This window comes from Streptomyces sp. GQ60 (assembly GCF_059758875.1).
Window position 1 is genome coordinate 176,839 of sequence record NZ_JCAXEG010000002.1, and the last position, 24,039, is coordinate 200,877.

The following is a 24,039-nucleotide window of genomic DNA, read 5'->3' on the forward strand; positions in this document are numbered from 1 at the left end:
GATCCGCGCCACTCCCGATCCGCGCCACTCCCGTTCCGTCCGACGAAGGGAACCGCCCCGTGCTGCCCACCGGCGAGATAGACCTCCTTGAGGACACCTGGGCCCGTGAGGTCCCGCACGCCCAGTTCACCCGGCTGCGCCGCGAGGACCCGGTCCACTGGCACGAGGTGCCGGGCCGGCACGCCGGCTTCTACGCCGTCACCCGCCACGCCGACGTCAAGGCCGTCAGCCGCGACCCGGAGCTGTGGTCCACCGAGCTCGGCTCGTTCATGATCCGCGACCAGAACCCGGAGTCCCTGGAGACCCTGCGCCTGGTCCTGCTGGGCATGGACGCCCCGCGCCACTCCCGGTACCGCTCGCTGGTCAGCGCGGGTTTCACGCCCCGGGTCGTACGGAGGCTCGCGGCCCGGATCCAGGAGCGGGCGGTCGCCCTGGTGGAGCGCGCGGTCACGCCGGGCCGGGACATGGACTTCGTCGACGAGGTCGCCGCCCGGCTGCCGATCCAGACGATCTGCGAGATGGTCGGCGTGCCCGAGGAGGACGAACGGCTGATCTTCGAGTGGAGCAACCGGATGGCCGGCTCCCAGGACCCCGGGCTCTCCGCCGGCAAGCACGACAGCGATCTCGCGGCCGCCGAGATCTACGCCTACTGCGACGCGCTGGCCGCCGAGCGGCGGGCCCGCCCCCGGGAGGACATCCTGTCGACGCTGGTCCACGCCGAGGTCGACGGGGACCGGCTGTCGCCGGACGAGATCAACATGTTCTTCGTGCTGCTGTGCGTCGCGGGCAACGAGACCACCCGCAATCTGCTCTCCGGAGCCCTGATCGCCCTGATCGACCACCCCGCGGCGCGCGCCGAACTGGCCGCGGCCCCCGAGGACCAGGCCCTGTGGACCACGGCGACGGAGGAGTTCCTGCGCTGGGGCGGCTCGATCCACAACTTCCGGCGCACCGCCACCCGTGACACCGTCCTGCGCGGCCAGCCCGTCGCCGAGGGGCAGAAGGTGGTCACGTACTACACCTCCGCCAACCGCGACGAGGAGGTCTTCGCCGACCCCTTCGCCTTCGACATCCGCCGCACCCCGAACGACCACCTCGCCTTCGGGGGCGGCGGCCCGCACTTCTGCCTGGGGGCCGGCCTCGCCCGCACGCAGATCAAGGCGCTGGTCCGGGAGCTCCTGCGCCGCCATCCGGAGGTGTCCCTCGCGGGGGAGGTGCGCCGCCTGCGCTCGGACTTCATCAACGGGGTCACGTTCCTCCCGGTCCGTTTCGGATAGCCGGGCCGGGACTTCCGGCCCTCCCGGGGCACTCGCCGCCGCTGTTACAGTTGTCGGCAGCGAAGGGGAGTAGTCCCGAAAACCGCTGGTCGACACACTGGACGCCCCGACGGGTCCCGGCCACCGGGCCACCGCGCTTCACGTGCGGGGCGGACGAGACCTTCGGCCAAGGCATGACCCGTCCCACATCACCGTGTGGGCCGCTTCGTCGTGCCGGGCCGAGTGGTTCTTCCCGTCGCCCGCTGGGTGCCGATCCGAGCCATCAGGGCCCGGCTCCAGCAGAAAGCAGCACCCGGAATGTCTCTCGACCCCGTGGCGATCTTCACCGCCTTCGGTCTGATCTTCCTCGCCGAGCTCCCCGACAAGACCATGTTCGCCTCGCTGGCCATGGGCACGCGGATGCGGCCGCTGTACGTGTGGTTCGGCACCTCCACGGCGTTCATCGTGCACGTGGCCATCGCGGTCGGCGCCGGAAGCCTGATCGGCCTGCTGCCGAACATGGCCGTCAAGCTCGTCTCCGCCGCCCTGTTCGCCTTCGGCGCCATCGTCATGATGCGCGCGGGCGCGGACGGCGACGAAGCGGACTCGGCGGCCACGGCCGTCACCGGTTTCTGGCCCGTCTACACCACGGCGTTCATGGCCGTCTTCATCGGCGAATGGGGTGACCTGACCCAGATCACCACCGCCAACCTCGCCGCCACCAACGGCTGGCTGCCCACCGCCATCGGCTCCGCCGCAGCCCTCATGTCGGTCTCCGCCCTGGCCCTGGTCGTGGGCCGTCTCATCGCCAAGCGGGTCCCCCTGAAGACCGTCCAGCGCTTCGGCGCCCTGTGCATGGCCGCACTGGCCGTCTGGACACTCGTCGAAGCCTTCACCGGCTGATCCCGCCGGGCCGGCCGACCCCGCCGATCCAGTCGACCCCGCCGGGCCCGCCCGCCCGGGTCACTCCGCCCGCGGCGCGGCCTTGAGCAGGGCGAAGACCGCCCCGCTCGGGTCCGCCAGCCAGGCGATCCGACCGACGTCGGGCACGTCCGCGCCCGGCATCAGCACCGTGCCGCCGCTGATCCGCGCGGTGCTCACCACGGCGTCCACGTCCGCCACCGCGAAGTACGGCACCCAGCGCGCGTCCGTCTCCCCCTCGCGGAGCGGTGCCACCCCGCCGAACGAGCCGTCCTCCTGGTGCCCGTCGGCGGGGCTGAGCACCCGGTAGGTCATGCCGGGCGCCTCCATCTCCCGGGAGCGCGTCCCGAAGAGGGCTCCGTAGAAGGCGAGCGCCGCCATCGGGTCCGGCACGTGCAGTTCGACCCAGCACAGCGCGTTGTCGGCGGAGGTCAGCTCGAGGCCGGGTGTCCGGCCCGGCTTCCAGACGGCGAACTCGGCGCCCTGCTGGTCGGTGTACTGCGCGAGCCACCCCTCCCCCATGACGTCCATCGGCTCGACGCGGACGGCGCCCCCGCCGTCGCGTACGCCCCGGGTGGTGGCCTCCACGTCGTCGGTCCGGAAGTACACGGTCCACCCGGAGGTCGCCCCCGGGTCGAGCTGCCCGACCGCGGCGACGGTCCTCCCGTCCACCTGGAAGAACCCGTACCCGCCGGCCTCGGCTCCCAGCAGGTGGAACTCCCAGCCGAAGACGGCCCGGTAGAAGGCCGCCGCCCGGGGGATGTCGGGGCTCCCCAGGTCGATCCAGTTGGGCGAGCCGGTGCGGTAGTCGGTACCGAGCATGTGTTCCTCCTGCGATGGGGTTCGGATGCGAGGTACCCGCCTGACGGCCCCGCACCCCGGCAGCTCCTCCCAGCGCCACACGTACGGGTCCCCCCGGCGCACCGCATTCGGCGGGTGCGGGCCCCCGCGGCCCACCCGTCCGGCCCCGCACCGCGCCGGCTCGCCCTCGCGGGCCGGCCGCAGCGACCGGATGCCCTGCTCGACAGCTTCACGTGGAGCGCGGTGACGAGGGTGTCCAACTCCGTCTTCACACACTGACGTTGGGCGCCCTCGCCCTATGCGCGCGGCCGATGCCTTGGAAGCGATCGGTTAGCCTCCCGTCCATGGAGACGATTCTGTACGGCGCCGAGGTGACCCTCCGGCCTGCTGTCCCCTCCGACGTTCCGGCGCTGGCCGCCATCCGGGCGAAGCCAGAGGTGTACGCGCGCTGGCGCGGCGACGCGGACCTTGCCGCGGAGGTCGCCGGCGACCTCGGCGATCCAGGCGTCAACTTGCTGGTCATCGAGCTGGACGGCCGCACGGTCGGTGGCATCCAGTGGGGCGAGGAGAGCGATCCTGACTACCGGCACGCGAACATCGACCTCTATCTGGACCCGGCGATGCACGGGCGGGGCCTGGGCACCGACGCCGTCCGCACCCTGGCCCGGCACCTCGTCACCGATCACCGCTTCCACCGCCTGGTGATCGATCCGGCGGCCGACAACGCCGCCGCCATCCGCTGCTACACCAAGGTCGGCTTCCGCCCGGTCGGCATCATGCGCAGCTACGAACGCGGACCGGACGGCAGCTGGCACAACGGGCTCCTGATGGACCTGCTGGCCGATGAGCTGACCGCCTACGATCACTGACCCCTTGGAATCGATCATCTAGTAGGGGCCGCCGCGGAACAGCACGCTGCCCTGGTGACGTGGGCGGGCGCCCCGTTCGTGGGCCGCGTCGGAGCGGTCGGCGGGGGCCGAGAGCCCGGCGAGGGTCCGCAGGGTCTCCAGGCCGGCCAGTACCTCCTCACGGCGTGCCGCGGACTTCATCCAGGCCGGGAGCCGGGCGAACATCGACAGCGTCGGGGAGGCGTGCCGCTCGCGCAGCCGGGCGCCCACGTAGGCGGCGAGGGCTTCGACGTGCTCCTCGTCGTAGGCCCACAGGACCCGTCCCGCACAGCGGGTCTGCAGCCAGAGCGGACGCCGGAAGAAGGGGTCCTCGGTGCCGCCGACCGAGACCCCGACCAGGGCGTTGTCCCGCTCCCGGGCCGACCAGTCGGCGACCGCCCCGCAGCCGGCGCAGGCGAGACGGCGGGGCTGGAAGAGCAGTTCGGCGGAGTGCTTGCGCTCCGCGAGGCCGGGCCTCGGCACGACGAGCGCGCGGCCGCCGCACCGCGGACAGACGACGAGCATCCGCGCGGTGAACCGGGCGAGCCACATGCCGTGGTCCTGGTGCCGGACCGGTCCGGCGGCCCCGGGCACGGGCTCGGGCTCGGAGGTGATGCGGGGAGGCGAGGGCATGGACGACATGCTGTCAGCCCTCCCCCGCCGGGCCTGCGCCACCCGGCGCTCACCGCCTCGTGAGCGTGGTCTCGGCGGCGACGCGGGACAGCTTCTCCGGGTTGCGGACGAAGTAGAGGCCCGCGATGCGGGCGTTCTCGACGTGCAGGGCGATGACGCCGTCGAACTCCCCGTCCACGTGGACGGCCAGGGCCGGGGTGCCGTTGACCGTGGTGGGCGCGAAGGAGAGCGTGCTGCCGACCCTCCCGGCCTTGCGGGGAAAACCGGCGAAGACGCGGGCCACGTTGAGGGCGCCGACGATCGGCCGCAGTGCGGCGTGCTTGATGCCGCCGCCGTCGCCCATGTACACGACCTCGGGGGCGAGCACGTCGAGGAGGCCCTGGAGGTCCCCGGTTTCGAAGGCCCGCTGGAACGACTCCACGGCCGCCCGGGTCTCGCTCGGGGAGACCGCCTGGCGGGGGCGGCGCGCGTCGACGTGCTTGCGGGCCCGGTGCGCGATCTGCCGGACGGCCGCCGGGGTCTTGTCGACGCCGGCCGCGATCTCCTCGTAGTCGAGGCCGAACACCTCGCGGAGCACGAAGACGGCCCGCTCGGTCGGCGCGAGCGTCTCCAGGACGAGCATCATCGCCATCGACATGCTCTCGGCCAGTTCCACGTCCTCGGCCACGTCCGGCGCGGTGAGCAGCGGCTCCGGCAGCCACTGGCCGACGTACGACTCCTTGCGGCGGTTCATGGTGCGCAGCCGGTTCAGCGCCTGGCGGGTGGTGATCCGCACCAGATAGGCGCGCTGGTCGCCGACCGTGCCGAGATCGACGCCCGTCCAGCGCAGCCAGGTCTCCTGGAGGACGTCCTCGGCGTCGGCCGCCGAGCCGAGCATTTCGTAAGCGACGGTGAAGAGCAGGTTGCGGTGGGCGACGAAGGTCTCGGTCGCAGGATCGGTGCCCTGCAGGGGTGTGTCCACGGTTGGTTCTCTTCCGTCAGTTTCCGTCAGTTGCCGTCGCTCTTCCGGCGGTTCGATTCCGTTCATGATCACCGGATCGGCCGGTCGGCTCAAGCGGTCTGTTCGACGGCGGCCTTGATCCCGCCCTGTTCGGCCGCCAGACGCCGGCCGCGGGCGTCGCCTCCCGACACGCGGTGCAAGCCGTACGAACCCGGCTTGCCGGCCTCCTCGGCGAGGTGCTTGACCGTGCCCTTGCACACGAATTCCTTGAGCTTCGCGCCGGGCCGCCCGCCGACGTGGAACCACAGCGCGGTGTCGTTCTTGTGGGCGAACTGGAAGATGCCGGCCCCTCGGCCGAGGCTGATGCACTGGCCGGCGAACACCGAGTTGAGGGTCTCCGGCTGTTCGCCCGCGATCCGGCTCAGCACCGTGTCGGCGACCCGCGCGCCCATCGGCGTCGCGGCCTGGCAGCTCATCCGCGGCGCCAGGCCCGAAGGCGCCGCGGAGTCCCCGGCCGCGAACACGCGCCCGTCGTCCACGCTGGTCAACGTCTCGTCCGTGAGCAGGCGGCCCAGCGCGTCGGTGCTCAGCCCGCTGCGCGCGGCCAGGTCCGGGACGCCGAAACCGGCCGTCCAGATGGTCACCGCGCTCACCAGCTCGCGGCCGCCCGCGAGCCGGACGGCGTCGCGCGTCACGGCCGTCACCTTGGTGTCCGCGCCTTCGAGCACGGTCACGCCGAGCGCCGCCAGCCGGCCGGCCACCGAGCGCCGGCCGCGGGCGTGGAGGTACGGGCCGAGGACCCCGCCGCAGACCAGGGTCACCGCGCGGCCCTGCTCGGCCAGTTCGGCGGCGGTCTCGATGCCGGTCGGACCGGCGCCGACCACGGTCACCGCAGCCGCCCGGGGCGCGGCGTCCAGGACCGGCCGCAGCCGCTGCGCGTCCTCCAGGGTGGCGATCGGGTGGGCGAACTCGGCGGCTCCCGGCACGGTCGGGTCCGCGCTGCCGCTGCCCACCGCGTAGACGAGGTAGTCGTAGGCGACCCGGTCTCCCGACGCCAGGGTCACGGTGCGCTCGGCGGCGTCGATCCGTTCGACGGAGTCGACGAGCAGGGCCACCCCCTCGGCCAGGACCTTCTCGTACTCGACGACGGCGTCGTGGGTGCCGCCCGCGAGCTGGTGCAGGCGGATCCGCTCCACGAAGACCGCACGCGGATTGACGAGCGTCACCGCGACGTCCTCGCGCTGCTTCAGGCGGTTGGCCGCCATCACTCCGGCGTAGCCGCCGCCGATCACGATCACGTTGGTGGTGTTCTCAGCCATGGTGTCCGTCCTTCGTTTCGAGGGTTCGGACACAAGACACCGGCCGGCCGGCGGTTGTGACAGCCTGCGTGCAGATTTCTTTTTTCGTGGTTCCGAGGTCTCGGGCCGCGGTGGTCAGCAGACCTTCCCGGGACCGGCCGCCGTGGCCCGCAGCAGCTCTTCCAGGAGCGCGAAGTCGATCTTCTCGGGTCTGCGGAAGCGCAGGCAGCCCTTGCCCATGTCATGGCCCGCGAGCCGCTCCTCGAAGGCTTCGCGGACATCGGCGCGCATCAGGTAGACGGAGATGTACTGCTTCTGGCTCGCGAAGGCGACCTCCCCGACGCCTTCCCGTTCGTACACGGGCATCCCGTACGCCATCACTTCGCTGAATCCGCGCAGTTCGGTACGGCACAGCTCGCGCAGCCGGATCAGTGCCTCCCTGCGCTCCTCGGGGACCTCGGCGAGGTACTCGTCCACGTCTTCCGCCTTGCTCTGCACCATGGACCCGAGCGTAGGCGAACGCGCACCAGTCGTCCTGTGCAACCTTACGGTTGCGCGATGGTGAGTGACGTGCAACTCTGGAGTTGCACTCAACCATGCAACGGCTTGCGACGAAGGAGTCCCTGATGAACACGGACCGGATCGAACGCGACACCCTGATCGAGGCGTCCTTGGAGCGGGTGTGGTCCCTGGTGGCCGAGCCGGGCTTCTGGGTGGCCGACGAGGGGAGCCTGGCCGGCACGGTGGCCGAGGAGGGGCAGTCGGTCGTGGCGCGGAACAGCGAGTACGGCGAGTTCCCGGTACGGGTGGAGAAGGTCGAGCCGCCGACCTACCTGGCGTACCGGTGGGCCAGCGCCTTCCCCGGGCAGGAGCTGCGCGAGGACAACAGCACCCTGGTGGAGTTCACGCTGAGCCGTGAGGGCGACAAGACGCGGCTCCGCGTCGTGGAGAGCGGGTTCGCGGCCCTGGCCGGGTCCGAGGAGCTGCGCGGCAAGGCGCTGGAGGACAACACCGGCGGCTGGCCGCAGGTGCTCGACGCCTTCAAGAAGCGCGCCGAACAACCGGCCGCGTGAGCGGGGAGCACCCCGGCGCCGACGAGGCGGTCGACCACGTCCTCGTGGCGCTGGCGGACCCGACCCGGCGCAAGCTGCTCGGCCTGCTCGCCGCCCAAGGCGAGGTGTCCGCGACCACGCTCGCCGAGGGGCTGCCCGTCTCCCGGCAAGCCGTGGTCAAGCACCTCGCCGTCCTGGACGCCGCCGGGCTGGTCTCCGGCAGCCGGGTCGGGCGCGAGGTCCGTTACACCGTGCGGCCCGCCGCCCTGGACGCGACGGCCCGGTGGATGGCCACCCTCGCCGCCGACTGGGACCGACGGCTGGCGGCCGTCAAACGGATCGCCGAGGCGGCGCAGCGGGATGCGGGCCAGCGGGATGCGGAGCAGCGGGATCCGGAGCAGCGGGATGCGGGCCAGGCCCCCACGGCACGATAGTGGGAACTGTGAGCGACGGGCCAGAGGAAACCGGACGAGCCGCGCGGGGCGCGGCGAGCGGTGCGGAACACGGCGGCGAGCAGGAGCCCGTCGCCTGGTCCGGGCCGGAAGGCGCGCAGGCCTTCGCCGCCGTGGAGGCGGCCACGGACTGGCTGCTCGGGTACCCGTTCGTCTTCCGGGCCCTCGCCCGATGGGTCGGCAGCGGATCCGTCCTGGTGGACTACGGCTGCGGGCCGGGCAAGGTCGCCGACCACGCGGCCCGGCTGCTCGGTGCGAAGGTGCTGGGCGTGGACACCTCCCCCGAGATGCTCGCGCTGGCCCGCGGCTCGGGGACGGCGGTCGCCGAGTACCACCTGGTCAGGGACGGGCGGGCGGCCTGTCTGGCGGACGGCAGCGCCGACGCCGTGATGTGCAGCCACGTCCTGGCCTCGCTGCCCACCGCGGAGGCGCTGCTCGGCGTGTTCCGGGAGATCCACCGGCTCCTGCGGCCCGGCGGCCCCCTCGTCCTGCTCGCCACCGATCCCGCGTGCAGCGGGACGGAGTACGCCTCGCTGAGCATCGGCGACCCGGGCGGAGAGTACGGCCCGGGTGACGAGCTGCCCGTTCGGCTCCGGCGCACGGACGGGAGCTGGCAGGTCATGCCCAACCACGCGTGGCCCGTGGACTTCTACCCGGCCCTGCTGGAGCGGGCCGGTTTCACGGACCTCGTGCAGCACCGCCCGACGGTGGACGAGGCCCTCGGCCTCCCCGGCCTCGTCGACGCCGGCCTCGCCGCCGGCCGCGGCTGGTCGGCGGAGCGGGCGAAGCCTCCCCTGGTGATCACCACGGCGCTGGCGGTCTGAGGGCACACGGCCTTCCGGGGGCACGCGGTCTTCCGAGGGCGGGCGCGGCGATCAGCAGGCGCAGGAGATGCCCGAGCGCGGGGCGGTCAGATCGTCGATCGCGCGCTGGTCGGTGCCCCGGGCGGTTTCGAAGGCGAAGCCCTCGCGGACCCAGTACTCGAACCCGCCGAGCATCTCCTTCACCTGGTAGCCCAGGCGGGCGAAGGCCAGCGCCGCACGCGTGGCGCCGTTGCAGCCGGGACCCCAGCAGTACGTGACCACCGTGAGCGCCGGGTCGATCAGCGAAGGCGCCAGCTCCGCGATCCGCGCGGTCGGCAGGTGCAGCGCCCCCGGGATGTGGCCCTGGTCCCAGGCGGCCTCGCTGCGGGAGTCGACCACCACCAGGCCGGGGACACCGGAGAGCAGGTCGGCCCGTACGTCCGAGACGTCCGCCTCGAAGGCGAGGCGGGCGGCGTAGTGGGCCGCCGCGACGCCCGGAGCGGCGGCCGGGACGGAGAGGACGGCGCTGGTGATCTCGGTGGAGACGGCGGAGACGGTGGACGAGACGGTCGCGGACATCGGGGAACTCCTCGTGCGGGTGAAGGGCGGGGGCTCGCCGGCCGGTTGGACTCCCTTGCGGACTCCGTTGTGGACTCCCTTGCGGCGATGACTCCATCCTCTGCCCCCGCCACCCCCGCGACGAGTGGCGTAAACGCCCGCACTCGTCAAGATCCCGCCAGCGGTGCGGTGACCCTGACGAACGCCTTCCGGTAGGCCGTCGGCGTGGTCCGCATCTGCCGGGTGAAGTGGTGCCGGTACGTAGCGGTGGAATCGAAGCCGACCGCCGCGGCCACTTCGTCCACCGTGCCCTCGCCCGATTCCAGCAACGGCAGGCTCGCCGCGATCCGCTGGGAGACCACCCAGCGGATCGGGCTCACACCGTTGCGACGGGTGAAGTGGCGGAGGAAGGAGCGCTCCGACATGTTCGCCGCGCGGGCCAGGGCCGGGACCGAGAGCGGGCCGTACAGCCGCTGAAGCGCCCAGGCCATGCTCCGGGAGATGCCGTCGTCGGCGCCGTCGGGTCCTATCTCGCCGACCGCGGCCTCGATGAACTGGGCCTGCCCGCCCTCGCGATGGGGCGGTACGACGAAGCGGCGCGCCACGGTGTTGGCGACGGCGGCGCCGTGGTCGGCACGGACCAGGTAGAGGCAGAGGTCGATGCCGGCGGCGCTGCCCGCGCTGCTGAGCACGTCGCCGTTGTCGACGTAGAGGACGTCCGCGTCGACCTCGATCGCGGGATGGCGCTCGGCGAGGGTGCGGGCGTAGCGCCAGTGGGTGGTGGCCCGGCGGCCGTCGAGGAGGCCGGTCGCGGCGAGCGCGAAGGCGCCCGAGCAGATGGAGACCAGGCGTGCGCCCCGGGCGTGCGCCGTGAGCAGGGCGTCGACCAGCGAGGGCGCGATGGTGCCGCCCGCCGGGGAGACTCCCGGGATGATCACGGTGTCCGCGGCCGCGAGGGCGTCGAGCCCGTGCTCGGCGCGGAGCGTGAACCCGCCCACCACGCGCAGGTCCCGGCCCGGTTCCGCCGAGCAGACCCGCAGCTCGTACCAGGGCAGGTCCCCCAGCTCGGGCCGGGCCAAGCCGAACACCTCGACCACCACGCCCAGTTCGAAGGGTGCCATTCCGTCGAAGGCGAGTACGGCGACCACATGGGCCGGAGCGGGCTTCGTGAGGTGAAGGGGCACGGCCACGGAGGTCATGGCCGTACTGTAGCCAGGCGTCGCCGCCGGGCCTCAACGGGCCGGTGAACGAGGGGGCTCAGAGGGGCGAAGAGGAGTACGCACTCCTTGCCACTTACAACATATAGCGCACTGGGGGGCTTGCGGCAAGGCCCCCGCCCTGGGGCAGAATCGCGGACCGAGGCCAGAACCTGCCGAAATGGGGAGATTCACTCAGTGCGTGCCGATATGTCAGCTTATGGATCACACGGCTCCGTCGAGTCGACGGCGACCGCCACCAGCGCGTTCGAACTTCCCGACCACCTCTCCCCCAAGGCCGACCCGGCTCTGATCAACGGCGACGAACGGCACTTCGCGGCCGTCTCCCACTGCCTGGAGCAGACGATCGCCGAACTGTCCGACCGCCTGGAGGCCACGCGCAGGGCGCCCGGCGGCATCGGCCGGGAGGCGATGGACCGCGACGCGGAGATCCACCGCCTGACCAGCCGGCTGCGGACCCTGCGCCGCTTCGGGCTGGACCTATGCCTGGGGCACATGGTCCCCGCCGACGGCTCCGAGACCGTGTACGTCGGGCGCCTCGGCCTGACCGACAGTGCGGGGAACCGGCTGCTGCTGGACTGGCGCTCCCCGGCGGCCGAGCCCTTCTTCGCCGCGACGCACGCCGTCCCGATGGGGCTGGCGAGCCGTCGCAGGTACCGCTGGACCCGCGGCCGGATCAGCGACTACTGGGACGAGGTGTTCTCAGCCGACGGGCTCGAAGGGCGCGCCGCGCTCGACGACCAGTCCGCGTTCATCGCCGGCCTGGGCGGCAACCGGTCGGCCCGGATGCGCGACGTGCTCGCCACCATCCAGACCGACCAGGACGCCATCATCCGGGCCGGATCCCGGGGCGCCCTCGTCGTCGACGGCGGTCCGGGTACGGGCAAGACCGTCGTCGCCCTGCACCGCACCGCCCACCTGCTCTACTCCGACCCCCGGCTCGGTCACCGCCGCGGCGGGGTGCTGTTCGTCGGTCCGAGCCGGCCCTACCTGGCCTACGTCTCGGACGTGCTGCCCAGCCTCGGTGAGGAAGGCGTACAGACCTGCGTCCTGCGCGACCTCGTCCCCGAGGGGGCCGGCGCGGTGGCCGAGGCCGACCCGCGCGCGGCCCTCCTCAAATCGTCCGCGGACCTGGTGAAGGCGGTCGAGGCCGCGGTGCGCATCTACGAGGAGCCGCCCACCGAGGGGATGACGGTCTCGAGCCACTGGTCGGACATCTGGCTGAGCGCCGAGGACTGGGCGGCCGCGTTCGAGGCGGTGGAACCGGGCACCCCGCACAACGAGGCACGCGACCAGATCAGGGAGGAGCTGCTCACCATCCTGATGCACAAGGACGACAGCGACGTCCCGCCCCAGCTGCTGCGCCGCTCGCTCCTCCAGGACCGGGACCTGGTCACCGCACTCAACCGTGCCTGGCCGATGCTCGAGGCGGGCGAACTCGTCGGAGACCTGTGGTCGGTGCCCGCCTACCTGCGCAAGTGCGCTCCGTGGCTCGGCCCCGATGACGTGTCCCTCCTCCAGCGCGCGGACGCCCGGGCCTGGACGGTGTCGGACCTGCCGATCCTGGACGCCGCCCGCCGGCGGCTCGGTGACGCCGAGGCCTCCGTGCGCGAGCGCCGGCACCAGGCCGCCGTCGCCGCCGAGCGTGCGCGCAGGTCCGACGTCATCGACCGGCTGCTCCAGGACACCGAGATCGACGAGAGCGAGGGCGCGGTGGGGATGCTGCGCGGACGGGACCTGCAGGACGCCCTGATCGACGGGGACGCCGTGCCCGGCGCCGAAACCGACCTGCTCGCCGGACCGTTCGCCCACATCGTCGTGGACGAGGCGCAGGAACTGACCGACGCCGAGTGGCAGATGCTGCTGGCCCGCTGCCCGTCGCGGAGCTTCACGATCGTCGGGGACCGGGCGCAGGCCCGGCACGGGTTCACGGAGTCGTGGCGGGAGCGGCTCGAACGGGCCGGGCTCGACCGGATCACCATGGCCTCCCTGAGCGTCAACTACCGCACCCCCGAAGAGATCATGGTTGAGGCCGAGCCGGTCATCCGCGCCGCACTCCCCGACGCGAACGTACCGACCTCCGTCCGCAGCAGCGGCATTCCCGTCACGCACGGCCGGGTCGCGGACCTGGCCGCGGTCCTCGACGACTGGCTCGACACCCATGCCGACGGGGTCGCCTGCGTCATCACCGCCGATGGCGCCGAGGACGCCTCGTTCCCGTCGGCGTCCCGCGTCCGGACGCTGACGCCGACCCTGTCGAAGGGACTCGAATTCGACCTGGTCGTCCTCATCGACCCGGAGACGTTCGGCGCGGGCATCGAAGGCGCCGTGGACCGCTACGTCGCGATGACCCGCGCGACCCAGCGCCTCGTCATCCTCACGAGCTCGTGAACCGACCCGGTCGCGTGCGCGCCCCGGGGCCTGGGCCGGCTCTTTCGGATCTTGCCTGGCCCGCGTCGTCCGGTGCCGTGCCTGACGGCAAGATCCGGCCTACCCGAGGGCCCCGAAGGCCTTCGTGAAGGCCAGGGGCTGCTGGAGGATCGAGCTGCACGTCGCGTCCGCGTGGTTCACGACCCCGGCCGCACACTGCCGGTCGCGGGTCGCGGACCACATCGCCAGCCTGCCGATTCCCTTCTCGCTCGCGAAGTCCACGAGCTGGGCGGCGTCGGCGAGGGTGAAGATCTCGGTCGTGACGTCGTTGACGCCGATCATCGGGGTGACCGCGACGGTCTTCCAGGCCGCCGCGTCGGAGAGGCCCAGCACTCCCTTGAGCTGCGCCTGCGTGGCCGTGGCGGCCTGGATCGCGTACCGGCCCATGTCACCGCTGTAGGCGGGTCCGTAGTCCATCGCCATGATGTTGACGCCGTGGATCCGCACGCCGTTCTTCTTCGCGTCCGCCAACAGGGCCACGCCCGGCTGGGTGAGGCCCTCGGGCATCACCGGCAGGGTGAAGGCCACGTCCAATCCGGGGCGGGAGGTCTGCAGGAGGGCGATGGCCTGTGCGCGGCGGGTGTTGGCGGCGGTGTCGGGCAGGGCCGCACCCTCGATGTCGAAGTCGACCTTGGTCAGCCGGTACTGGTCGACGACCTTGCCGTAAGCCGCGGCCAGCTCCTCGGCGGAGCCGCAGTTCAGGGCCAGTTCGTGGCCGGCGGCGCCGCCGAAGGAGACGCGTACGTCGCCGCCCTTGGCCCGCAGGGCGCCGATCTGCGCGGCGACCTTGTCGTTCGCGAGCTCGGTGACCCCGCCCCACAGCGGGGCGCAGCCGCCGCCGGAGGTGATGAAGGCGAGGTGGAACTCCTTGACGCCGGTCCTGGCGGCCGTGTCGACCAGGTCGTAGGCCGGGTGGAGGGAGGTGTCCACGTACGGCGCGAAGCGCGCGCCGCCGACCGGGTTCCCGGTCGCGGGCGGGGTCGTGGCGGCGGGCGGGGTGGTGGCCGTCGGGGTGGGCCCGATCGGCCGCCCCGAGGGCGCGGTCGTCGCGGGAGCGCTCGTACCGGCCGTCGGTGCCGGTGCCTGCGTCGGCGCGGTGGTCGGAGCGCCGGTGGGGCGGCCGCCCGGCGGGGGCGTCGGGCCCTGGTCCGGCGAGCACTTCGCTCCGTTGATCCGGCACCCGGTCGGGTTGCCGGGGCGTGCGCTCGCGCTCGTGACGAAGCCGATGGTGACGGAGGCCCCGGCGGCGAGCTCCTTGTTCCATGCCGCCGGTTTCACGGTGACGTGGCGGCCGCTGACCGTGTGCGAGCCGTTCCAGAGGGAGTCGAGCGTCGTGCCCGCGGGCAGGTCGAATTCCAGGGTCCAACCGGTCTGCGTCCGGCTCTTGTTGTTGGTGATCACGTACGTGCCGGTGTAACCGCCGCTCCAGGAACTCGACTTCGTGTAGACCGCGCCCACGGAGGCCGCCTGGGCCGTACCCGTGAAGGCGAAGGCGGCCGCGCCGATCAGCACGGCCACCGCCGTCCCGCCCGCGGCCTTCGCCTTCTTTCCCGTCCTGCGCCGGTGACCGGTCGTACTGCCCATCGCGTGCCTGCCTCTGAATTGCCGGGGATTTCGGGGGTGCGGCAGCACGCTAGCCGCCCAGAAACGGACATTTGATCGATTCGGGGCGGCGGTCGCGAACCTTAGGTTCCGCTTAAGGAAACGATCGGGCGACCTTAAGACGGCCGGCCGAGGCCGTCCTCCGCCGTCCCGTCAAGTCCAGTGCGTGAAAAGTCGGTTGGTCTCCGGGGCGCTCCGGTCCGATGCCGCATATGCTCCCTCCGTACCTCAATGCGAGGTACATCCGAACGCGTCGCGAGCCGTAAGGGGACCACCCCGTGAGTGTCCGCATACAACCCTCCTCCCAGGTCGACGAGACGGCCGAGCTCGGGGAGGGGACCACGATCTGGGACCTGGCGCAGGTGCGGGAGGACGCCAGGCTCGGCCGCGACTGCATCGTGGGACGCGGGGCGTACGTCGGTCCCGGCGTACGAATCGGGGACAACGTCAAACTGCAGAACTACGCACTGGTCTACGAGCCCGCCGAACTCGGCGACGGAGTGTTCATCGGCCCGGCCGCGGTGCTCACCAACGACTTCTACCCGCGGGCCGTCGAGCCCGACGGCCGGCAGAAGCGCGGTGGCGACTGGGAGGCGGCCGGGGTCGTGGTGGCCGAGGGGGCGTCCCTGGGCGCCCGGTCGGTGTGCGTCGCGGGGGTGCGGATCGGACGGTGGGCCCTGGTCGCGGCCGGCGCGGTCGTGTCCCGGGACGTACCGGACTTCGCGCTCGTCGCCGGGGTGCCCGCCCGGCGCATCGGCTGGGTGGGCCGGGCCGGCGTCCGACTGGTGGAACGCGACGGCGAGCCGGGCACCTGGGAGTGCCCGCGCACCGGCGCCCTGCACGACGAGACCGACGGAACCCTGGCCGAGCGCACCTGACGCAACGTCGGCAATTTGGGTCAATGGCATTTCCTCAAAACCACAATCAATGAACAACCTTGGGCATACCTTGTCCCTGTACACGGGATCTGAGCAGGCAACAGGCTGTGTTCAGTGGGGGGTTGTACACGACGAGGGCAATCGCGGACGAGGTGGCGGCCGGCGCAGCACCATGCGCCCGTTCGTCGCCGCCGTCTCGCGCGCGCTCCGATCCGGAACTTCGCTGGAGGGGGATCCGGCGGGCCCGGACCGCACGTGCCATCGGGGGGATCACACCGTAAGCACGCGCACCGTCATGCGCAGTCCCCTCCGCCGAACGACGACCGCCGGGTCTGTCCTAGGAACGATTCAGAGGGGGTGGGTGTGTTGGAGCCGTACGGCTACAGCTCGGACATACAGGGCGAGCAGGACACGCGGGGAACCGGGGTGGGGAACCGGTGACCGCGACACGATTAGAAGCACTGGTCCACGAGGACCCGCCGCTGCACGCCCTCGCCGAGCGGCTGCTCGCACTGGCCGAGGCGGGGCTGCCCGAGATGTACCTGCCGGGCGCGGAGACCTTCGTCTTCACCCGGGTGGGGACCGTCTCCCCCTACGGCGTGAGGCGCGTGGAACGGCGCGGTACCAGCACCCGGTACGCGGCGATCACCGCGCTGGGCGCACGGTTCCTCCCCGAGGAGCGGCAGCGCGCCCTCTTCGACGGCCGCAGCGCCGGGGAGTTCACGGCGCTCCTGGTGGAACGGCTGCCCGCGGTGACCAACCTCGGCGACGCCGCGCTCATCGCCTGGGCGGCGGCCGAGACCGGCCACCCCAAGCTCGCGGACGCCGTGGCGCGGGTGGCCGAACTGGACGTCCCCGGACGTCCGCAGTACACCGTGGAAGCCGCCTGGGTGCTCTCCGCGCTCGCCGCGGCCCGCACGTCGGTGGACGTCGAGTACCGGCTGGCGGCCGCGCGCGACCGGCTGCTGGCGGCCAGGATCGGCGACAGCCCGCTCTTCCCGCACGCCACCGGGCCGGGGCTGGTCTCCGGCTACCGCTCCCACGTGGCCTGCTTCGCCGACCAGACCTATCCGCTCCAGGCGCTGGCCCGGCTGCACGCCGGCGCCCCGGACCCGCGGGCCCTGGCGGCCGCCGACGCGTGCGCCGCCCGGATCTGCGCCCTGCAGGGGGACGGCGGACAGTGGTGGTGGCACTACGACGCCCGCACGGGAGGCGTGGTGGAGGGCTACCCCGTCTACAGCGTGCACCAGCACGCCATGGCCCCGACGGCCCTCTTCGACCTGGCCGAAGCGGGCGGCACGGACTTCGGCGCGGAGATCCGCCGGGGTCTGCGCTGGATGACGGAGGTGCCCGAGATCAGCGGGCCCGACGGCACCCCGCGCGAGCCCATGATCCGCGAGGAGTACGGGGTCACCTGGCGCAAGGTCTACCGCGGCGATCCCGCCAAGGCCGTCCGCGCCGCCCGCGGACTCACCACCCGGGTCGCCCCGCGCGCCCGGCTGGCCCCGCTCGACCGGATCTTCCGCCCCCTGGCGGTGGACCGCGAGTGCAGGCCCTACGAGTTCGGCTGGCTGCTCCACGCCTGGCTCGGGGGGCTCGGGAGATGAACCACAGACAGTCGCTCTTCGGAGTGGCGCTCGACCCCCTGACCATGGACGAGACGGTCCAGCGCTGCCTCGACGCCGTGCGGCGCGGTGAACAGATCGAGATCGGCATGGTCAACGCCGCCAAGCTGGTCAACATGCGCCGCGATCCCCGCCTCGCCGCGGCGGTCGCCGGCTGCGACCTCGTCCTGGCCGACGGCCAGGCCGTGGTGTGGGCCGGCCGCATCCTCGGCGTCCGGCTGCCCGAACGGGTCGCGGGAATCGACCTGTTCATGCGGCTGCTCGCCGCGGCGGAGACCGCCGAGGTCCCCGTCTACCTGCTCGGCGCACGCCAGGACGTCCTGGACCTCATGCTCGGCCGGATCGCCGGGCGGTTCCCCGCGCTGCGCGTGGCCGGCAGCCGCAACGGCTACTTCGAGGACGCCGCACAGGGCGAGATCGCCGACGCGGTGGCCGGGAGCGGGGCCCGGATGCTGTTCCTCGGCATGACCTCGCCCAAGAAGGAGATCTTCACCGCCGGCTACGGCGAGCGCACCGGCGCCCACGTGGTGCACGGCGTCGGCGGCTCCTTCGACATCCTGGCCGGCATCACCAAGCGCGCCCCCCTGGTCTGGCAGCGGATGGGGCTCGAATGGTTCTACCGGACCCTCCAGGAACCGCGCCGCCTGGGCAAGCGCTACCTCACCACCAACGCCGCCTTCCTCCTCATGACGGTCCGGGAACTCATCCGCCGCACACCGTCCACACCGTCTGCCGGTTCCGCGAACAGGAGTCACTGATGCGCGTCGTCGTCGTGGGACAGGGATACGTCGGCCTTCCGCTGGCCGTCAGGGCCGCCGAAGTGGGACACCAGGTGGTCGGCTACGACGTGGACACGCGGCGGGTCAAGAGCCTCGCCGCCGGCGAGTCGTACGTGGAGGACGTCTCCTCCGCACGGCTGAGCCGGGCGCTGGAGCTGGGCACGTACCAGGCGAGTGACCAGGCCCGGGACTGCGGCGGCTTCGACGTCGCGGTCGTCACCGTTCCGACCCCGTTGCAGGACGGCGCCCCCGACCTGCGCTACATCGAGGAGTCCGCGCACACCCTGGCCCGCTTCCTGCGGCCGGGAGCCACCGTCGTCCTGGAGTCGACGACCTACCCGGGCACCACCGAGGAGCTGTTCGGCCCGATCCTGGAGGACGGTTCGGGTCTCACGGCCGGCGTGGACTTCCACCTCGGCTACAGCCCCGAGCGCATCGACCCCGGCAACAAGGTGTGGGGCTTCCAGCAGACGCCGAAGGTGGTCTCCGGCGTCAACGCCCTCTCGCTGAAGGCCGTGGAGACCTTCTACGCGGGCCTCGTCGACACCACGGTGCCGGTCCGCTCCCCCAAGGAGGCCGAGCTGGCGAAGCTGCTGGAGAACACCTTCCGGCACGTGAACATCGCCCTGGTCAACGAGATAGCCATGTTCGCCCGCCACCTCGACATCGACGTGTGGCAGACCATCGAGGCCGCCGCCAGCAAGCCGTTCGGCTTCATGAAGTTCACCCCGGGCCCCGGCGTCGGCGGGCACTGCCTGCCCATCGACCCCTCGTACCTGTCCTGGCGGGTGCAGCGCGAGCTGGGTCAGAACTTCCGCTTCGTGGAGCTGGCCAACGACATCAACAGCCACATGCCCGAATACGTGGCGCGCCGCGTCATGGACGCGCTCAACGCCAAGCGCCGCTCGGTCAACGGCTCCCGGATCCTGCTCCTGGGACTGGCCTACAAGAAGAACACCGGCGACGCCCGGGAGTCTCCGGCGGTACGCGTGTCCCAGCTGCTCCTGGACATGGGCGCCAAGGTGCGCGCGGCCGACCCCCACGTGGTGGAGAGCATCAAGGTCGACACCCGCCTCTCCCGGGTGGAGCCGACCCGCAAGGAGCTGGCCGCCGCCGACGTGGTCGTGCTGCTCACGGACCACGACTCCTTCGACTACCCGATGATCACCGAGCACGCCTCGCTGATCCTCGACTGCCGCAACCGGCTGTCGGGACCCACGGTGGAGGTGCTCTGACTCCATGCCCAGGATCATCTGCGTGGCCGGGGCCCGGCCCAACTACATGAAGATCAAACCGGTGATGGACGCCCTGGAGGCCCGCGGCGCGGAGGTCGTCCTCGTCCACACCGGCCAGCACTACGACGAGTCGATGAACGACGTCTTCTTCCGCGACCTCGGCATCCGCTCGCCCGACCGCTATCTGGGAGCCGGGTCCGGCAGTCACGCCCGGCAGACCGGCCGGGTGATGGAGGCCTTCGAGCCGCTGCTCGACGAAATGGCCCCGGACGCGGTCGTGGTGGTCGGGGACATCAACTCCACGCTCGCCTGCGCCCTGGTCACCGCGAAGGCCGGCCCGCTGCTGGCCCACGTCGAGGCGGGTCTGCGCAGCCGGGACTGGACCATGCCCGAGGAGGTCAACCGGGTCGCCACCGACCGGATCAGCGACTACCTGCTGGCCCCCTCCCCCGACGCCGCCGCGAACCTGCGGTCCGAGGGGTACCGGGAGGACCAGATCCACGTCGTCGGCAACGTCATGATCGACACCCTGCTGGCCAACCTGGAGCGGGCCCGGAGCTCCGACGTCCTCGACCGCTACGGTCTCACCCGCGGCGGGTACGGCCTGGTCACCTTGCACCGGCCGGCCAACGTGGACGATCCGGACGCCCTGCGCGGCCTGTTGAAGGCGCTGGGCGAGATCGCGGGACGCTGTCCGCTGCTGCTCCCGGTGCACCCCCGGGCGGCCGAACGGCTGGCCGAGATCGGCGTACCGGGCGGCATCCGGCTGGTGCCCGCCGCCGGATACCTCGATTTCATCGCCCTGCAGGACTCCGCCCGCGTGGTGCTCACCGACTCCGGAGGCATCCAGGAGGAGACCACCGCCCTCGGGGTGCCCTGTGTGACCCTCCGGGAGAACACGGAGCGCCCGATCACCGTCGAGCAGGGCACCAACGTCCTGGCCGGCACCGACCCGGACCGCATCACCGCCACCGTGCACCGGGTGCTCGACGATCCGCCCGCGCCCCGCTGCCCCGAGCTGTGGGACGGCCGCGCCAGCGAGCGCATCGCACAGGTGCTCCTGGAGGGTGGGAGCGCGGCGACCCGGCCGCGGCCCACCGACCTCGTCCCGGGCACCGCGCCCGTCGTCTAGCGCCGTGGCCGGAGGGGTGCGCCGGAGCGCGGCGCCCCTTTCCGGCCACAGCACCGTTTCCACCCCCGTTCCACCTGGATCGAAAGAAGGCTGATGGACCTCGCGGAGATCTGGCGGGTCATGCGCAGGCGCTGGTACGTGCTGCTGCCCGGGCTGCTGCTCACGGCCGCGCTCATCACCGGCGTGTACCTGCTGGTGCCGGTGGAGTACCGGTCGCAGAGCACGGTGACCCTCCTGAACTCGAAGAAGGCCACGGTCGCCTTCGACGGCAACCCGTTCCTGAGCACCCAGGCATCGCTCACCGGCATGGCCGACGGGCTGGCACGCAACCTGAACTCCGACGATTCCAAGGCCGACCTCAAGGCCCAGGGACTGACCGGCGTGTACGAGGCGAAGATCGCCGACAACGCCCAGGGACCCTTCATGTGGCTGAGCGTCACCGGCACCGACCCGGCCGCCGTCCTGAAGTCGGACCAGCTCTTCACCGCGTACGCCGAGAAGCGGCTCCTGGAGTTCCAGGCCCAGCAGTCGGTGACCCCGGAGGCCATGATCCGCATGGCGACGATCGTGCCTCCGCAGAAGCCGGAGGCGCAGACGAAGACCCGGCTCCAGTACCTGGTCATGGCCGCGGCCCTGGGCTTCGTACTCAGCCTGGTGGCCACCTTCTTCGTCGAGGCCAGGCGCCGCAAGGCCGACAAGCCAGGCCGGCGCAAGCCCGGGACAGCCGACCCCGGTCCGCCCGAGCACCCCGGTCCCGGCACCGGCGATCACCACACCGGCGCCGCCGACCCGACGGCGACGATGGCGCTCAAGGTCCTGCCCCCGTCGGCCTTCCGCTCCAAGGCATCGCCGTGACGGCCCCCGCCACGGACACCGGCACCCAGGACCCGCCCGAGGACCCGCCCGAGATCCCGTCCACGACCCCCTCCACGACCCCGTCCGATCCGCCGTCGCTGGGGCGCAAGGTGGGTTCCGCCGCCCGCTGGAGCCTGGTCAACACCATGGTGATGCGGCTGGGCAACTTCGTCACCGGCATCATCCTCGCCCGCTTCTTCCTCGGCCCCGAGGCCTGGGGGGTCTACGGGATCGCCCAGACGGTCCTGCTGGTCCTGCTCTCCGCGAACGAGCTCGGGGTCTCCCTGGCCATCGTGCGCTGGGAGGGCGACCCCCGCCGCTTCGCCCCGACGGTCCTCACGCTGAGCGCCGTCTCCAGCCTGCTGCTGTACGCGGGCCTGTTCGCGGCGGCCCCCGCGGTGGCCGGGGTGCTCGGCTCGCCCGAGGCCTCGGGCGTGCTGCGCGTGATGTGCGTGTGCGTGGTCCTCGACGGGCTCTCGCAGGTGCCCGCCGGCTTCCTCACCCGGGAGTTCCAGCAGGGCCGGCGGATGGCCATCGACGCCGTCAACTTCGTCCTCAGCACCGCGGTGACCCTGCTGCTGGCCGTCCAGGGCTGGGGCGCGATGAGCTTCGCGTGGGGCTCCGTCGCGGGCAACGTGGCCGCGCTCATCGGCTGCTGCCTGGCCGCGCCCGGCACCCTGAGGTTCGGCTGGGACCGGGAGCAGGCCCGGGCGCTGCTGCGCTTCGGGCTCCCGCTCGCCGGGGCCAGCATGCTCGCGCTCGGGGTCGTCAACGTGGACACCATGGTGGTGGGTTCCTCCCTCGACCAGTTGGCCCTCGGCTTCTACGTGCTCGCCTTCAACATCTCCGGCTGGCCCGTGCGCATCATCTCCGAGGCGGCCCGCCGGGTCTCCTTCGCCGGGTTCTCCCGGCTGGCCGACAGCGAGGCCGGAGGGGGGCCGGGAGCACTGGCCGGCGGTTTCGGCCGGGCCCTCGGCGTCGTGATGACGGCCACGGTCCCGCTCTGCGTGCTGCTGGCCGCCCTCGCCGGGCCCATCGTCGAGCTCGTCTACGGGGCGCGCTGGCTGCCCGCCGCCGCCGCGCTGCCGTGGCTGATGGGGCTCGGACTGGTCCGGATCGGCTGCGAGCTGGCCTACGACTGCCTGGTGGCCATCGGCCGCCGCCGCTCCCTCATCGGGGTCCAGGGGCTGTGGCTCGCCGTCCTGGTCCCGGTGCTGGTGGCCGGCGCCGGAGCGGGCGGGATCGAGGGCGTGGCCCAGGGCCACGTCCTGGTCGCCGGGGCCGTCGTGGTGCCGGTGTTCCTCTTCGCCCTGCACCGGGGCGGCGTCGGGCTGGGCACCGTGGCGCGCGCCTGCGCCTGGCCCTTCCTGGGCGGCGCCGCGATGACGGCCGTGGTCCTCGGTCTGGAACGGCTCCTCGGCGACGGCGTCCTCGCGCTCCTCACGACCGCGGCCGCCGGCACCCTGTGCTACGCCGTGTGCGTCCTGCCCAGCTTCGGCTTCCTGCGCGGCACCGCGCCGGCCGCCGCGGCCACGACGATGAAGGGCTGACACCATGGCACGCGTGCGCAAACGGTTGTGGGGCTGGCTGCTGGCCGGGGTCTTACTCGTCGCCGCCCTGACCCTCTACCAGGCCGAGCGGACGGGCGGCAGCGAGCCGGCGGCCGGTTCCTGTCCGGAGAGCGCCCTCGAATGCCCCGGCGAGGAGAAGCCCCTTCCCCTGCCCGTGCCCGTCGAGCCCACCGTCTCGCCGTCCGCACCGGTCGGCCCGAGCCCTTCCGCGACCTCCGCCACCCCCTCGCCCACTCCCCCGCCGGGCAGCAGTGCGCCGCCCGCGCAGGGTCCCGTCTGCAACGCCACCTCGCCCGGCGCCTGCGGGTTCCCCGACGCCCGCTCCACCGGCCCCCGGATCGCGCTGGAGCGGCACGACATCGGGAACATGTCGGTCAAGACCGACGGCATGGTCATCAAGGGCTGGGACATCCGCGGTTCGCTGGACGTCTACGCCGACAACGTCACCGTCATCGACAGCAGGATCACCTCGACCAACTGGTGGGGCATCAACCTCCGTCCGGGCTTCAAGGGCCTGCGGGTCCTGCACACCACGATCACCGCCCTGCCGGGCAAGGGCCCGGACAACGGCGGCGTCAACTACGCGGTCTCCAACATGGGCGAGAGCTCCGTCGAGGTCGGCTGGTGCGACATCTCGGTGTTCGGCAACGCCCTGTCCATGGGCCAGGGCAATCTGCACGACAACTACGTGCACGACATCGTCGCCTTCCGCAATCTGGGCGGGGAGTGGCAGCACACCGATGCCGTGATCAGCGGCGGCGGCAACAAGGGGCGGCTGACGGTCCGGCACAACACGCTGCTGAACTCCGTCCCGGTCGACAAGGGCGCCAGCGCGGCGCTCGGGCTCTTCGCCGACACCGGCGTGGTCTCCAACGTGGTGGTCGACGACAACTGGCTGGCCGGAGGGGCGTACGCGCTCTACGGCGGCGGCCCGGGAGCCACCGGCATCCAGGTCACGGACAACGTGTTCTCCACGCAGTACCACCCCCACAGCGGGCTCTACGGGGCGGTCGCCGCGTGGAACGCCGGCGGCGCGGGGAACGTGTGGCGCGGCAACCGCATGTCGGACGGGCGGCCCGTCGTACCCGAGCCCTCCCCCTGACGACCGAGAGGA

The 24,039-nt window shown here is 72.3% G+C and carries 23 protein-coding genes; 15 read left to right on the top strand and 8 right to left on the bottom strand.

Translation table 11 applies throughout. From position 1 onward, the window contains the following. The first annotated feature begins 59 nt into the window (after positions 1-59). Positions 60-1,277, top strand: coding sequence for a cytochrome P450 (locus AC6CKD_RS05865; RefSeq protein WP_498325635.1), 1,218 nt, complete (start codon positions 60-62; stop codon positions 1,275-1,277). Positions 1,278-1,574: 297 nt separating this feature from the next. Next, positions 1,575-2,159 carry a TMEM165/GDT1 family protein gene (locus tag AC6CKD_RS05870; protein ID WP_498325636.1) on the top strand — a complete coding sequence of 195 codons (585 nt, stop codon included), beginning with the start codon at positions 1,575-1,577 and terminating at the stop codon, positions 2,157-2,159. 60 nt (positions 2,160-2,219) lie between these two features. On the opposite strand, the gene AC6CKD_RS05875 is transcribed toward AC6CKD_RS05870, so the two are convergent. Further along, entirely contained in the window at positions 2,220-2,999 is a 780-nt protein-coding gene (locus tag AC6CKD_RS05875) for a VOC family protein (protein ID WP_498325637.1), read from the bottom strand. A gap of 323 nt (positions 3,000-3,322) precedes the next feature. Between AC6CKD_RS05875 and AC6CKD_RS05880 the strand changes: the two genes are divergently transcribed. Next, complete coding sequence (locus AC6CKD_RS05880) at positions 3,323-3,847, top strand: GNAT family N-acetyltransferase (RefSeq protein ID WP_498325638.1); 525 nt, start codon at positions 3,323-3,325, stop codon at positions 3,845-3,847. 18 nt (positions 3,848-3,865) lie between these two features. Here the strand turns inward: AC6CKD_RS05880 and AC6CKD_RS05885 are convergent, their stop codons facing one another. The 4 genes from AC6CKD_RS05885 to AC6CKD_RS05900 form a co-directional block, all read right to left on the bottom strand. After that, complete coding sequence (locus tag AC6CKD_RS05885) at positions 3,866-4,498, bottom strand: hypothetical protein (protein ID WP_498325639.1); 633 nt, start codon at positions 4,496-4,498, stop codon at positions 3,866-3,868. Positions 4,499-4,547: 49 nt separating this feature from the next. Continuing rightward, complete coding sequence (locus tag AC6CKD_RS05890) at positions 4,548-5,525, bottom strand: RNA polymerase sigma-70 factor (protein WP_498325640.1); 978 nt, start codon at positions 5,523-5,525, stop codon at positions 4,548-4,550. 23 nt (positions 5,526-5,548) lie between these two features. Beyond that, the gene (locus AC6CKD_RS05895) at positions 5,549-6,757 is read right to left on the bottom strand and encodes an NAD(P)/FAD-dependent oxidoreductase (RefSeq protein ID WP_498325642.1); all 1,209 of its coding nucleotides are present in this window, start codon (positions 6,755-6,757) and stop codon (positions 5,549-5,551) included. Between the two features lie 114 nt (positions 6,758-6,871). Beyond that, complete coding sequence (locus tag AC6CKD_RS05900) at positions 6,872-7,237, bottom strand: iron chaperone (RefSeq protein WP_498325643.1); 366 nt, start codon at positions 7,235-7,237, stop codon at positions 6,872-6,874. 125 nt (positions 7,238-7,362) lie between these two features. On the opposite strand from AC6CKD_RS05900, the gene AC6CKD_RS05905 reads away from it, so the two are divergent. From AC6CKD_RS05905 to AC6CKD_RS05915, 3 genes are read left to right on the top strand one after another with little or no spacing between them, the layout of a single operon-like run. After that, positions 7,363-7,809 carry an SRPBCC domain-containing protein gene (locus AC6CKD_RS05905; RefSeq protein ID WP_498325644.1) on the top strand — a complete coding sequence of 149 codons (447 nt, stop codon included), beginning with the start codon at positions 7,363-7,365 and terminating at the stop codon, positions 7,807-7,809. Further along, a complete protein-coding gene (locus AC6CKD_RS05910; RefSeq protein ID WP_498325645.1) occupies positions 7,806-8,222 on the top strand; it encodes an ArsR/SmtB family transcription factor in 417 nt (138 codons plus the stop codon). Before AC6CKD_RS05905 ends, AC6CKD_RS05910 begins: the two co-directional genes overlap by 4 nt. A gap of 8 nt (positions 8,223-8,230) precedes the next feature. Then, entirely contained in the window at positions 8,231-9,064 is an 834-nt protein-coding gene (locus tag AC6CKD_RS05915; RefSeq protein WP_498325646.1) for a class I SAM-dependent methyltransferase, read from the top strand. Between the two features lie 51 nt (positions 9,065-9,115). Here the strand turns inward: AC6CKD_RS05915 and AC6CKD_RS05920 are convergent, their stop codons facing one another. Both AC6CKD_RS05920 and AC6CKD_RS05925 read right to left on the bottom strand, forming a co-directional pair. Then, the gene (locus AC6CKD_RS05920; protein ID WP_498325648.1) at positions 9,116-9,622 is read right to left on the bottom strand and encodes a rhodanese-like domain-containing protein; all 507 of its coding nucleotides are present in this window, start codon (positions 9,620-9,622) and stop codon (positions 9,116-9,118) included. A gap of 146 nt (positions 9,623-9,768) precedes the next feature. Further along, positions 9,769-10,800 (bottom strand): helix-turn-helix domain-containing protein, encoded by a 1,032-nt coding sequence (locus AC6CKD_RS05925; protein ID WP_498325649.1) that lies wholly within the window; start codon positions 10,798-10,800, stop codon positions 9,769-9,771. Positions 10,801-11,007: 207 nt separating this feature from the next. On the opposite strand from AC6CKD_RS05925, the gene helR reads away from it, so the two are divergent. Continuing rightward, complete coding sequence (helR, locus tag AC6CKD_RS05930; protein WP_498325650.1) at positions 11,008-13,209, top strand: RNA polymerase recycling motor ATPase HelR; 2,202 nt, start codon at positions 11,008-11,010, stop codon at positions 13,207-13,209. Positions 13,210-13,308: 99 nt separating this feature from the next. Here helR and AC6CKD_RS05935 read toward each other — a convergent pair whose 3' ends face one another. Next, positions 13,309-14,832 (bottom strand): cellulose binding domain-containing protein, encoded by a 1,524-nt coding sequence (locus AC6CKD_RS05935; protein WP_498325652.1) that lies wholly within the window; start codon positions 14,830-14,832, stop codon positions 13,309-13,311. 296 nt (positions 14,833-15,128) lie between these two features. Between AC6CKD_RS05935 and AC6CKD_RS05940 the strand changes: the two genes are divergently transcribed. The 8 genes from AC6CKD_RS05940 to AC6CKD_RS05975 all read left to right on the top strand — a co-directional run bounded on the left by AC6CKD_RS05940 (position 15,129) and on the right by AC6CKD_RS05975 (position 24,027). Beyond that, positions 15,129-15,728, top strand: coding sequence for an acyltransferase (locus AC6CKD_RS05940; RefSeq protein WP_498325653.1), 600 nt, complete (start codon positions 15,129-15,131; stop codon positions 15,726-15,728). A gap of 437 nt (positions 15,729-16,165) precedes the next feature. Next, a complete protein-coding gene (locus AC6CKD_RS05945; RefSeq protein WP_498325654.1) occupies positions 16,166-17,335 on the top strand; it encodes a hypothetical protein in 1,170 nt (389 codons plus the stop codon). Continuing rightward, positions 17,332-18,111 carry a WecB/TagA/CpsF family glycosyltransferase gene (locus AC6CKD_RS05950; protein WP_498325656.1) on the top strand — a complete coding sequence of 260 codons (780 nt, stop codon included), beginning with the start codon at positions 17,332-17,334 and terminating at the stop codon, positions 18,109-18,111. Before AC6CKD_RS05945 ends, AC6CKD_RS05950 begins: the two co-directional genes overlap by 4 nt. Further along, entirely contained in the window at positions 18,111-19,367 is a 1,257-nt protein-coding gene (locus AC6CKD_RS05955) for a nucleotide sugar dehydrogenase (RefSeq protein ID WP_498325657.1), read from the top strand. The genes AC6CKD_RS05950 and AC6CKD_RS05955 overlap by 1 nt, the downstream gene beginning before the upstream one ends. A 4-nt stretch (positions 19,368-19,371) precedes the next feature. Next, positions 19,372-20,499, top strand: coding sequence for a non-hydrolyzing UDP-N-acetylglucosamine 2-epimerase (gene wecB / locus AC6CKD_RS05960; RefSeq protein ID WP_498325658.1), 1,128 nt, complete (start codon positions 19,372-19,374; stop codon positions 20,497-20,499). 93 nt (positions 20,500-20,592) lie between these two features. Beyond that, complete coding sequence (locus AC6CKD_RS05965; RefSeq protein WP_498325659.1) at positions 20,593-21,354, top strand: YveK family protein; 762 nt, start codon at positions 20,593-20,595, stop codon at positions 21,352-21,354. Next, positions 21,351-22,904, top strand: a complete 1,554-nt coding sequence (locus AC6CKD_RS05970) for an oligosaccharide flippase family protein (RefSeq protein WP_498325660.1) — start codon at positions 21,351-21,353, stop codon at positions 22,902-22,904. Before AC6CKD_RS05965 ends, AC6CKD_RS05970 begins: the two co-directional genes overlap by 4 nt. Positions 22,905-22,917: 13 nt before the next feature. After that, the gene (locus tag AC6CKD_RS05975) at positions 22,918-24,027 is read left to right on the top strand and encodes a hypothetical protein (protein ID WP_498325661.1); all 1,110 of its coding nucleotides are present in this window, start codon (positions 22,918-22,920) and stop codon (positions 24,025-24,027) included. Positions 24,028-24,039 lie beyond the last annotated feature (12 nt).

Coding starts and splice junctions, on each gene's coding strand:
- AC6CKD_RS05870 (WP_498325636.1), top strand. CDS start 1,575: ATGTCTCTCGACCCCGTGGCGATCTTCACCGCCTTCGGTCTGATCTTC.
- AC6CKD_RS05875 (WP_498325637.1), bottom strand. CDS start 2,999: ATGCTCGGTACCGACTACCGCACCGGCTCGCCCAACTGGATCGACCTG.
- AC6CKD_RS05880 (WP_498325638.1), top strand. CDS start 3,323: ATGGAGACGATTCTGTACGGCGCCGAGGTGACCCTCCGGCCTGCTGTC.
- AC6CKD_RS05885 (WP_498325639.1), bottom strand. CDS start 4,498: ATGCCCTCGCCTCCCCGCATCACCTCCGAGCCCGAGCCCGTGCCCGGG.
- AC6CKD_RS05890 (WP_498325640.1), bottom strand. CDS start 5,525: ATGAACGGAATCGAACCGCCGGAAGAGCGACGGCAACTGACGGAAACT.
- AC6CKD_RS05895 (WP_498325642.1), bottom strand. CDS start 6,757: ATGGCTGAGAACACCACCAACGTGATCGTGATCGGCGGCGGCTACGCC.
- AC6CKD_RS05900 (WP_498325643.1), bottom strand. CDS start 7,237: ATGGTGCAGAGCAAGGCGGAAGACGTGGACGAGTACCTCGCCGAGGTC.
- AC6CKD_RS05905 (WP_498325644.1), top strand. CDS start 7,363: ATGAACACGGACCGGATCGAACGCGACACCCTGATCGAGGCGTCCTTG.
- AC6CKD_RS05920 (WP_498325648.1), bottom strand. CDS start 9,622: ATGTCCGCGACCGTCTCGTCCACCGTCTCCGCCGTCTCCACCGAGATC.
- AC6CKD_RS05925 (WP_498325649.1), bottom strand. CDS start 10,800: ATGACCTCCGTGGCCGTGCCCCTTCACCTCACGAAGCCCGCTCCGGCC.
- helR (WP_498325650.1), top strand. CDS start 11,008: ATGTCAGCTTATGGATCACACGGCTCCGTCGAGTCGACGGCGACCGCC.
- AC6CKD_RS05935 (WP_498325652.1), bottom strand. CDS start 14,832: ATGGGCAGTACGACCGGTCACCGGCGCAGGACGGGAAAGAAGGCGAAG.
- AC6CKD_RS05950 (WP_498325656.1), top strand. CDS start 17,332: ATGAACCACAGACAGTCGCTCTTCGGAGTGGCGCTCGACCCCCTGACC.
- AC6CKD_RS05955 (WP_498325657.1), top strand. CDS start 18,111: ATGCGCGTCGTCGTCGTGGGACAGGGATACGTCGGCCTTCCGCTGGCC.
- wecB (WP_498325658.1), top strand. CDS start 19,372: ATGCCCAGGATCATCTGCGTGGCCGGGGCCCGGCCCAACTACATGAAG.
- AC6CKD_RS05965 (WP_498325659.1), top strand. CDS start 20,593: ATGGACCTCGCGGAGATCTGGCGGGTCATGCGCAGGCGCTGGTACGTG.